Source organism: Shewanella sp. 10N.286.54.B9 (assembly GCF_041468565.1).
Taxonomy (GTDB): domain Bacteria; phylum Pseudomonadota; class Gammaproteobacteria; order Enterobacterales; family Shewanellaceae; genus Shewanella.
Map to the genome: position 1 here is coordinate 1 of NZ_JBFRIY010000003.1, position 10242 is coordinate 10242.

General features: G+C 44.6%; 7 protein-coding genes. 4 read left to right on the forward strand and 3 right to left on the reverse strand.

What is annotated here, in order from left to right; genetic code table 11:
* Positions 1–210: 210 nt before the first annotated feature.
* Positions 211–1113: a site-specific tyrosine recombinase XerD gene (gene xerD / locus AB4135_RS00980; protein ID WP_371989531.1), complete on the reverse strand. Its 903-nt coding sequence runs from the start codon at positions 1111–1113 to the stop codon at positions 211–213.
* A 118-nt stretch (positions 1114–1231) separates the two neighbouring features.
* A complete protein-coding gene (gene brnQ / locus AB4135_RS00985; protein WP_371989533.1) occupies positions 1232–2575 on the reverse strand; it encodes a branched-chain amino acid transport system II carrier protein in 1344 nt (447 codons plus the stop codon).
* Positions 2576–3080: 505 nt separating this feature from the next.
* Here brnQ and AB4135_RS00990 point away from each other — a divergent pair.
* The gene (locus AB4135_RS00990) at positions 3081–3806 is read left to right on the forward strand and encodes a tRNA1(Val) (adenine(37)-N6)-methyltransferase (protein WP_371989541.1); all 726 of its coding nucleotides are present in this window, start codon (positions 3081–3083) and stop codon (positions 3804–3806) included.
* A gap of 78 nt (positions 3807–3884) precedes the next feature.
* Entirely contained in the window at positions 3885–5108 is a 1224-nt protein-coding gene (srmB, locus tag AB4135_RS00995; RefSeq protein ID WP_371989535.1) for an ATP-dependent RNA helicase SrmB, read from the forward strand.
* A 174-nt stretch (positions 5109–5282) separates the two neighbouring features.
* Here srmB and AB4135_RS01000 read toward each other — a convergent pair whose 3' ends face one another.
* Positions 5283–5432, reverse strand: a complete 150-nt coding sequence (locus AB4135_RS01000; RefSeq protein ID WP_187148514.1) for a hypothetical protein — start codon at positions 5430–5432, stop codon at positions 5283–5285.
* 200 nt (positions 5433–5632) lie between these two features.
* Between AB4135_RS01000 and AB4135_RS01005 the strand changes: the two genes are divergently transcribed.
* Positions 5633–6847 (forward strand): efflux RND transporter periplasmic adaptor subunit, encoded by a 1215-nt coding sequence (locus tag AB4135_RS01005; RefSeq protein ID WP_371989537.1) that lies wholly within the window; start codon positions 5633–5635, stop codon positions 6845–6847.
* Positions 6847–10005, forward strand: coding sequence for an efflux RND transporter permease subunit (locus tag AB4135_RS01010; RefSeq protein ID WP_371989539.1), 3159 nt, complete (start codon positions 6847–6849; stop codon positions 10003–10005). The genes AB4135_RS01005 and AB4135_RS01010 overlap by 1 nt, the downstream gene beginning before the upstream one ends.
* Positions 10006–10242 lie beyond the last annotated feature (237 nt).

The window sequence follows — 10242 nt, forward strand, 5'->3', positions numbered from 1 at the left end:
CCTCAAAGCCGCTAAACTCTCGCTGAGCGATCAAATCTTTATTCTGATTGGTATTAGACCTAGTCTGGAGCTGAAAAGTTACAGTCTCATGCAAACTAAAGCAAACTTTTTGCTGTAACCAAATCATACAGACGTGAAATCTATCAAGTTATTGCTAGAATTCTGAACTAAAGATTTTCATTAACTCAACTAAATCGTCAGTATTAAGGCTTAACCGCGTGGATGATGCTCGGAGTGCAAACTGGCTAAACGGGCCGTGGCAACATGGGTGTAGATCTGCGTGGTTGATAGATCGCTATGACCAAGCAGAAGCTGCACAACTCGCAGATCGGCGCCATGATTAAGCAAGTGTGTAGCAAAAGCATGCCTTAAGGTATGCGGTGACAGCTCAGTGCTAATATTGGCTCGCAATGCATAGAGTTTTATTCGATGCCAAAATGTCTGCCGCGTCATCTGTTGTGCCCGTTTTGAAGGAAATAACACATCACTCTGCTTACCTTTCAGTAACTCTACTCTGGCAAACTTGAGGTAACTTTCAACTTCGCTAACCGCAAGCTCACCAAGAGGCACTAAACGCTCTTTGCCACCCTTACCCACAATACGCACTAAACCTTGACGCAAACTCAGTTGCTCCATCGTAAGTCCAACGAGCTCTGATACCCGTAAACCTGTGGCATACAACAGCTCAAGCATGGCTTTATCTCGGCATTCAATCGGGTCATCGGCTTGCGGCTCAGACAATAATCTATCTATATCGTCTTCACTTAATGAATCTGGTAACTTTCGTGCTAATTTGGGCGATTCCAGTAAAGCCATCGGGTCGGTACTAATCTGCTTATTAACCACCAAGTAACCAAAAAAGCGCCGCAAACTACTCATCATTCTTGCGCTGCTGGTTTTAGCAAAACCCTTATCAAAACGCGCAGCAAGATAGTCGCGCACATGCAGCTGGCTACTTTCAACCAGCTTCAAACCTTTTAACTGTTGGTGACGGTCAAAATGGCGCAAGTCTGTACGATAGGCGCTTAAGGTATTGTCACTCAAGCCTTTAGTTGACCATAAATGGTCAAGAAACAGATCAATTGCACTATCAGGGATATATTCAGCAGGCACCTAAAGTGGCTTCCTTAAATCAGATATAAAAACGGCGATGAATCAGAAATTCATCGCCGTTATCATATGTTATCAAGCTTGCAGATGCTATCTCACCTGAGCATAGCAGCTATTTGGCTTAACTAACTGCTACTGTCGCTTGCTGTTTCTTCATCATTAAACAAGCGGCAATCGCGATCGCGGTAGGGAGTAACCAAGCCATACCTTCAGCGTGTAATGGCATAAAGTTAAATACGCTCACATCAACACCGGCTGCTTTAATGCCATCAATAATACCGAAGAACAACGCCACGCTAAGCACGATTCGATGAGCGGCTTCCGGTTTTGCAAAACGTTCAGTTAGGAACGTTACCGCAACCAAAGCTATTGCAACAGGGTAAACAGTCATCAATACTGGAATACTGATGCTAATAAGCTGAGAAAGACCAACGTTAGCAATCGTTGCGCAAATAACACTTAATAGCACAACAAAACGACGGTATGAGATCTTAGGTAGTAGCTCATTAAAGAACTCACTACAGGCACTAATAAGGCCTACAGCTGTAGTTAAACATGCCAGTGTAACAACCGTCGCCAGTAACACTAACCCAGTAGTACCAAACTCATGAGTGACATAGTTGGTTAAAATCACCCCGCCATTCTCAGCACCTGCGGCCAAATCACCCGCTGTAGCACCTAAGTAAAATAGCGCGATGTAAACAAACGCTAGACCCGCAGCAGCAATAAGAGCAGCTTTCACTAAATAGCCTGTCTGTGCTTTAGGCTCTGTAATACCTTTTTTGCGCAAAATGTCGATAATTAAAATACCGAAGATTAGCGAGGCTAAAGTGTCCATGGTGTTGTAGCCTTCCAAAATACCTTTAGTTAACGGATTCGTTTGGTAGTCGCCAACTGCCGCTTCAACAGGGCTGCCAGGAAGGATCATTACTGTGGCCGCAAGACCGACAAGTAATAAAATAAGAATTGGTGTTAATACCTTACCTACGTTATCGAGTAGCTTTCCTGGATACAGTGCAAATACCATGGATATACCGAAAAAGACCAGCGTATAGATAAGTTGAGCCGTAGTGAAAGTAATGCCAGCAAGCACAAAGGTTGCATCTGCATTTTCTAAAAATGGTTTGAAGCCAACTTCAAATGCCACTAAGCCAGTTCTTGGTGCGGCAAAAGCAGGGCCAATGATAATGAAAATAGCCACTGCTAGAGTGGTAGCAGCGATTGGAGGCAACAGATCCATAATTTTACCGTTTGCTTTCGCAACAGCAATCAAAGTAATCAAGGGTAGGCCTACTGCGGTGACAAGAAAGCCAAACATAGCTAATGTCATATTCTCGCCAGCTAGAAAGCCTGCAAGTGGTGGGAAAATAAGGTTACCCGCCCCTAAAAAGAACGCGAAGGTCATGAAACCTAACCCTAACGTATCTGCAATACTCATTTGATTATTTTGCACTTTATGCCCCATCAATAATTTTTATATTTAACAATTTCATGTCATTAGGCCTTAACGGCACCACTTTAGAATGACAAAATCTAGTGTGTAATATTTGGTTTACACAACCCAGTGGTAAATACGACCTAAGCTTGGCGAGTTTATGAACAGCAGCGAATAAATGAACACTGAAATTGCTATAAAACTGGTTTACCGTCCCTAAAAATAGGCTCTGAGCCTACTAGGAGGGCCATACTATTATCAGAGTCACAGCTATTTAACAAGAATCGACACCTAATAATCGCCAGACTCGATACAAATGATAACAATCAAGTAACAGCTTGATTCCATAACTTACATTCAACGCATTTGTCATATAAGCAAGAAACATTCAATTGCTGGTCTAGCAAGCTCTCAATCGCGAGTAAACACTTACCTTCAGCGTTTAAAAATTGCAGAGGTGCAAGCAAATATGCCTGTTACTGACCGCAATGAATTAGCGTACAATAATTTCACTGACCCAAAGCCTGTAAATTCCATGCCTTTTAGCTTTAAACAATTTCATATCGATGATCGCCGCTGCGGCATGCCTGTCAGCACCGACGGAGTACTACTCGGCGCCTGGGCTCCTTTATCTGGTAGCAAAAAGATTCTCGATATCGGCGCAGGTAGTGGCTTACTAAGCCTAATGGCCGCCCAGCGCAGCATGGCAAATATCACCGCTATAGAGCTTGATGAGAGTGCGGCACTTGATTGCCAGAATAACTTCAACCTAAGCCCTTGGGCTGATCGCTTGACGTTGTTAACCAGCTCTATTCAGCAATATTGCGCAATAGCCACCAGCCACAACTATGATCACATCATCTGTAACCCGCCCTATTTTGACAATGGTCCAAAATCTAACAGCGCTTTAAGAGCGACAGCTCGCCATACCGACAGCTTAAGTTTTGACCAGCTATTGGCAGCTATCAGTTGGTTATTAAGCCCTACAGGTCAGGCGAGCCTGATACTGCCAATAACTGCTGCAGAGCAGTTATTGCAGCAATTACAGCAACATCAGCTCTGCTGCCAACATGCAGTGTTAGTTAGCAGTGTTGAAGGGAAAGCGCCTAATCGACAACTATTGCTTATCAGCCACAGTCACTCAAACTTTGCCGATCTGACTGGAGCGCACTCGCAATCAAACTTGGTGATCCGCAAAACCGATGGCCACTACAGCGATGACTTTATACAGTTGAGCAAAAGTTTTTATTTAAAGCTGTAGCGATCTGACGATCTAATCGTTTCAAGTCTGGATTGAAACCTTTATAATGTTCGGCTGTTATTTATTGAGATGCCACGCATGCAATTTGAAGATCTCCAGCTTGACCCTTGTTTGTTAGAGTCACTAAAAGCAATGGGCCACAACAAGCCCACTACGATACAACAACAAACAATACCTGTAGCGATGGAGCAAAGAGATATTCTTGCTCGCGCACCAACAGGAACAGGGAAAACTGCGAGCTTCTTACTACCAGCGCTGCAGCATATTATCGACTTCCCGCGTCGCTTCGGCGGCCAAGCCCGAGTGTTAGTGCTAACACCAACGCGTGAGCTTGCCAGTCAAATCCACCGCTATGCATCTCACTTGGCAACAGATTTAGATCTCGATATCGCCATCATCACCGGCGGCGTTCCCTACGCTCCTCAAGAAGAAGCGTTAAAGAAAAACGTCGATATCTTAGTGGCCACACCTGGCCGCTTGATGGAATACCTCGATAAAGGCCTGTTTAATGCCGAAGAGGTTGAAGTATTAGTTATCGATGAAGCCGACCGCATGCTAGACATGGGCTTTTCTGCCGTTGTTGAAACTATCGCAATTGAATCGGTTGGCCGTAAGCAAACCATGCTGTTCTCAGCAACACTTGAAGGTAGCGATGTGGGTCGTTTCTCACACCAACTGTTAACCAACCCAGTCAAGCTTGAAGCTGAAGCACCACGCAGCGAAAAAGCTAAGATCCACCAGTGGGTTCATATCGCAGATGATAGAGAGCATAAGTTTGCCCTGCTATGCGCTATTTTGCAGCAGGAAGAAGTAGAACGTGCCATTGTGTTTGTCAAAACACGTGAGGCAGTAGCAAGCCTAGATGGCCTGCTGCAAAAGCAAGGGATCACTTGTAGCTTCATGCGCGGCGATATGGAGCAAAAGGCTCGCTTCCAAGCCCTTGGTCGATTCACTAAAGGTGAAGTCAATGTGCTGTTAGCGACCGATGTTGCTGCCCGTGGCATCGATGTTGACGATATCACTCACGTGATCAACTTCGACATGCCACGCTCTGCTGATACCTACGTTCATCGTATTGGACGTACTGGCCGTGCCGGCGCTAAGGGAACGGCAATATCTTTGGTTGAAGCCCATGATATTCGTGTAGTTGGTAAGATTGAGCGCTACATTGAGCAACCGCTTAAGCGCCGTTTTGTCAAAGATCTTCGCCCGAAGAACAAAGAGGCGAAGCCGCCAGGGAAGAAGAAAGTTAAAGACACTGGCAAAACATTCAGTAAGAAAAACAAGAAGAAAAAGAAGTAACATTTCATACTATGCAGTATAAGAATGACTTCTAATCTCTTTTAAAAGGATCACCTCAGGTGGTCCTTTTTTGTTTCCTGCAGCATTTTCCAGCGCGAATTCTTTTATGCGCATATGCCACTCACTAGGGGCTGTTGATCTTTCGAGCTTAGTTTTTGTTCGAATGCAATGCTTCTAGTACAAGGCTTGAGCGATAAAGCTTAGCTGGCTAAGTGAAAAGCTCATAACACCGTAATAGAAGCATTGAATCGAACCCAAAGGGCCGCGTTTCTTGGCTATTTTTACTGTGTTGTAGACTATTTGTGGAGAATAACTAAACGGCATAGCCTCCGCCTTGTCAAAATAGCCAATAAACTGCGGCAAAAACAACCGTGAAAGATCAACAGCCCCTAGGCTCCTTTTCAAATATCTATCGCTAACGCCATAAATTGAAACATTTTATTTACAAAAAATCATATCTCCTCAACGATTAGTCTGGTAATTTAACCGTTAGGAAATGCATTACATGGAAAAGCGAACTCATAATGATAAAAAAAATAATTCGAAGGGCTTCCCCACTATTTATTCTTATTCTCTTTATTGTTGCAGCACAAGTACTTATTAGCACTAAAGAAGCACCTGAGCAAAAAGCAGATGAAGCACCGATCCCAATTGTTGACGTCATGGAAGTTCAACAACAAACGGTCTCTCTCAACCTCCCTTCATACGGCGTTGTTAGCCCGAAATATAAAACCCAGCTAGTGACAGAAGTACAAGGTCGCATGCTCAATATTTCAAATAAATTTGTTGCTGGCGGCGTAGTTAAAAAAGGCGAAGAACTTGCAGTTATCGAGCCTTCTGATTACGAAGCTGACTTAATGCAAGCCCAAGCTTCACTCGCTCAAGCCAAAGCTGCTCTCGAAGAGGAACAAGCTAAGGGTGAAGTGGCTAAAAATGATTGGAAGGGCTACGACGGCGGTATTCCACCAGAGTTAGGCTTACGTTTACCCCAACTTAAACAAGAGCAAGCCAACGTTAAATTCCAGCAAGCTGCCTTAGCACGAGCTGAACGTAATCTTGAACGAACCATAATACGCGCTCCCTTTGATGGCATTATAAAGGCCCGCAATGTCGACTTAGGTCAGTATGTGACTTTAGGTACAAACCTCGGTGAGCTTTACGACACTCGCATTGCAGAAATCCGTCTACCACTGTCAAACAACGATTTAGCCTACTTGGAGTCGGTAGATAACCCAGACACTGAAGTGACCTTAAGCGCCGATCTTGCAGGTAAAGTGGTCACTTGGACGGGTAAAATCATTCGCAGCGAAGGTGTGATTGATGCAGAAAACCGCATGGTGTACTTGGTTGCAGAGGTAAAAGATCCTTACCTTCGCAGCGCTAAAATTGAAGGACTACTACCACTTAAATACGGCAGTTTTGTCACTGCAATCATTAAAGGCCGTACTGTCGATGGAATTGTTAAACTACCACGCCACTTGGTGCGCCATGGCAAAGTCACTTTGATCACAGATGCAAGCAGTGTTGAAGTACGAGAAGTTAATATTGTCCGTACAGATCTAGAAAACGTCTATATCAAGGACAGCTTAGCGAGCGGCGAGCGCATCTCTGTGACTAATCTCAGTAACCCTGAAGATGGCCAACTCGTGAAAATTTTAGGTGATGACAGCAGCTCAACAATCGAAAGTGCTGATGAATCGACAACCGAAGAACAACTCGCTAATGCAGGTGACCAATAATGGCCACAGAAAAAGGTATTATCGCTTGGTTTGCTAAAAATAATGTCGCAGCAAACCTATTAATGTGGATCCTATTAATAGGCGGGCTATTTAGCACGGTTATTATTAATAAAGAGATCTTCCCAACTTTTGAACTTAACTACCTTAATATCTCTGTCGCCTACCCTGGCGCAGCGCCTCAGGAGATTGAAGAGGGTATTAATATTAAGATCGAGGAAGCGATCCAAGATATTAATGGCATCAAGAAGGTTACCTCAATCGCGAGTGAAGGCGTTGGCTCTGTTAGGATTGAAGTTGAAGATAGTCATGACCCACAAGATATCCTCGATGAAGCTAAACTGGCTATAGATGCTATCTCGACCTTCCCGGTGAATATCGAAAAGCCCAATATCGTCCGCATTAAGCCTGAAAATAACGTTATTTGGATCTCCGTCTATGGCGATCAATCTCTTGAAGACATGAAAGAGCTAGCAAAAACTATTCGCGACGAAGTGACGGCTTTGCCTGCTGTAACCCGTGCTCAAGTGACTGGTGTGCGTGAGTATGAGATAAGCATCGAGCTGTCTGAAGATAAGCTACGTGAATATGGGCTCACCTTCTCTCAGGTCGCGACAGCGGTACAAAACTCCTCTATTGATTTACCTGGTGGTTCTATTCGTGCGAAAGATGGCGATATCTTGCTGCGCACTAAAGGTCAGGCGTACACAGGTGAAGACTTCTCACAAATAGTCGTCAGTACTCGCCCTGATGGTAGCCGAGTCATGTTGCCAGAAGTGGCCAACATTAATGATGGTTTTGAAGAGCGTTTAGAGTACACCCGCTTTAATGGCCAGCCTGCCGCGATTATCGAAATACTCAGTGTTGACGATCAAAACGCATTGGATATCTCTGCCCAAGTCAAAAGCTATATTGAGACCAAGCGCGCAGACCTGCCTACAGGTGCCAAACTCGATACTTGGGGCGACTTAACCCATTATCTCAAAGGCCGATTAAACATGATGTTATCCAACATGTTTTATGGTGCTTTACTGGTGTTCTTCATTTTGGCACTGTTCCTAGAGATCAAACTCGCTTTCTGGGTCATGGTAGGCCTACCCGTTTGTTTCTTGGGCGCGATGCTTGTCATGCCAATCGAGCCTTTCTCGCTGTCGATTAACCTACTCACGCTATTTGCATTTATTCTGGTGCTAGGGATCGTGGTGGACGACGCCATTGTCATTGGCGAGAGTGCCTATAGTGAAATAGAGCGGCATGGCCACTCACTGGATAATGTGGTCAGAGGCGCCAAGAAAGTCGCCATGCCAGCAACCTTTGGAGTATTAACCACCATAGCCGCCTTTATGCCGATGTTGATGGTTTCTGGCCCACAGGGGATTATCTGGAAATCTATCGGCATGGTAGTCGTGCTCTGTTTAGCATTTTCACTGGTTGAATCAAAGCTTATTCTGCCTGCTCACTTGGCGCATATGAAGCCACCTAAGCCTCGCGCTAAGCTGGGCTACTTCGGCAAGCTCAAAGCTGGTTTAAATGACAAAGTGCAGTACTTCATTCATAACAACTACCGTGCATTTTTAGAGCGTTGCATTAAGCAAAGGTATAACACCGTTGCAGTGTTTACTGGGGTACTGATTCTGTCTATCGCATTGGTCGTCAGTGGTCAGGTGCGTTGGGTGTTCTTCCCAGATATTCCATCTGATTTCATTCAGGTCAATATTGAAATGGATGAGGGCAGCTCAGAGGAAAACACGCTAAAAGTAGTGCAAGAAGTTGAAGAAGCGCTGTATCGGATGAATGATGATATGGAGGCTAAGTTAGGTTACCCAGTGGTGAAACATAGCTTTATCAATATGAGCTCACGCACCTCTTCGTTTATTTTTGCTGAACTCACTAAGGGTGAAGAGCGCGATGTTGATGGTGAAACCATTGCCACTGCATGGCGAGAAAAACTACCGGAGCTATTAGCGGTTAAAAAACTCAACATTAATGCCAGTACCAATGACGCTGGAGGAGACATATCCTTTAGGTTAACTTCCAGCGATCTTGAGCAGTTGTCTTTAGCTTCAACAGAGCTAAAACAGAAGTTAAGAAGTTATGAAGGTGTCTATGATATTGCCGACAACTTCTCCTCTGGCAGCCAAGAGATTAAATTAAAGATCAAGCCTGAAGCCGAAGCGCTAGGGTTAACGCTGTCGGATCTTGCCCGCCAAGTCAGATATGGTTTCTACGGCTACGAAGCGCAGCGGATCTTACGTAACAAAGAAGAAGTGAAAGTCATGGTGCGCTACCCGCTTGAGCAGCGTCGCACCGTTGGTCACTTAGAAAATATGTTGATCCGCACTCCAACTGGCGTAGCAGTGCCTTTTGCTAATGTTGCCCAGCTTGAGCTAGGTGATTCTTACTCTTCGATCACTCGCGTTGATGGGCGTCGGGCTATCACAATTACCGCCAATGCCAACACCAACAAGGTTGAGCCTTCAAAAGTCGTGTCAGAGATCCAAGCGGACTTCTTGCCGATGCTGTCGCAGAAATACCCAAGCATATCGACTGCATTAGATGGTGGCAGCGCTGATGAGCAAAGTGCATTAGTTAGTTTGCTACAAGGCTTCTTCTTTGCGCTATTTACAATCTATGCTCTGATGGCTATCCCGCTAAAATCATATAGTCAGCCATTGATTATCATGTCAGTGATCCCATTCGGTATGATTGGCGCACTATTTGGCCACTTCATCTTAGGCCTTAACATGAGTATTTTGAGCTTATGTGGCATCGTGGCGCTTGCGGGTGTGGTGGTGAATGACTCGTTGATCTTGGTTGATTTTGTTAACCGTGCTCGTGCTGAGGGGCATTCAATCATTAAAGCGGCTGTTGATTCTGGTTGTTATCGCTTTAGAGCGATTATCTTAACCTCACTCACCACTTTTGTTGGCTTAGTCCCTATCTTGTTAGAGAAGAGCTTACAAGCTCAAATTGTCATCCCGATGGCTGCTTCTCTAGCATTTGGTATTTTGTTCTCTACTGTGGTGACATTGATTTTAGTACCGCTGCTTTATATTATTCTTGATGATATAAAAAAGGTTTCAAGCCGATTCTACCAATGGTGGTGGCAACCAAAAGCGGAAACTGAAACAGCGATAAAAGTAGAGCAGACCTCTAACTAAAAGCTGGTTGTTGCGTTTTACAAGGAGGCCACTGGCCTCCTTTTTTATGGCTGAACAAAAATACTAATACCAATTCCATTAAAGAGTTGGTCATTCAGCGGGAATTTAAATCACTTTAGACAAGCACGTGGGTTGTAGCTAATAGTTATTCTCGGCTCTAGCATCCTCGGTAATCGCTCCATGCATTACTCTACCTCCTAAATCCATTTAGTCGTGCTTCGCTCTACCTTCTGCATC

Excerpts from the sequence above, each read along its gene's own strand:
- brnQ (WP_371989533.1), bottom strand. The coding sequence starts at position 2,575 with ATGGGGCATAAAGTGCAAAATAATCAAATGAGTATTGCAGATACGTTA.
- AB4135_RS00990 (WP_371989541.1), top strand. The coding sequence starts at position 3,081 with ATGCCTTTTAGCTTTAAACAATTTCATATCGATGATCGCCGCTGCGGC.
- srmB (WP_371989535.1), top strand. The coding sequence starts at position 3,885 with ATGCAATTTGAAGATCTCCAGCTTGACCCTTGTTTGTTAGAGTCACTA.
- AB4135_RS01000 (WP_187148514.1), bottom strand. The coding sequence starts at position 5,432 with ATGCCGTTTAGTTATTCTCCACAAATAGTCTACAACACAGTAAAAATA.
- AB4135_RS01005 (WP_371989537.1), top strand. The coding sequence starts at position 5,633 with ATGATAAAAAAAATAATTCGAAGGGCTTCCCCACTATTTATTCTTATT.
- AB4135_RS01010 (WP_371989539.1), top strand. The coding sequence starts at position 6,847 with ATGGCCACAGAAAAAGGTATTATCGCTTGGTTTGCTAAAAATAATGTC.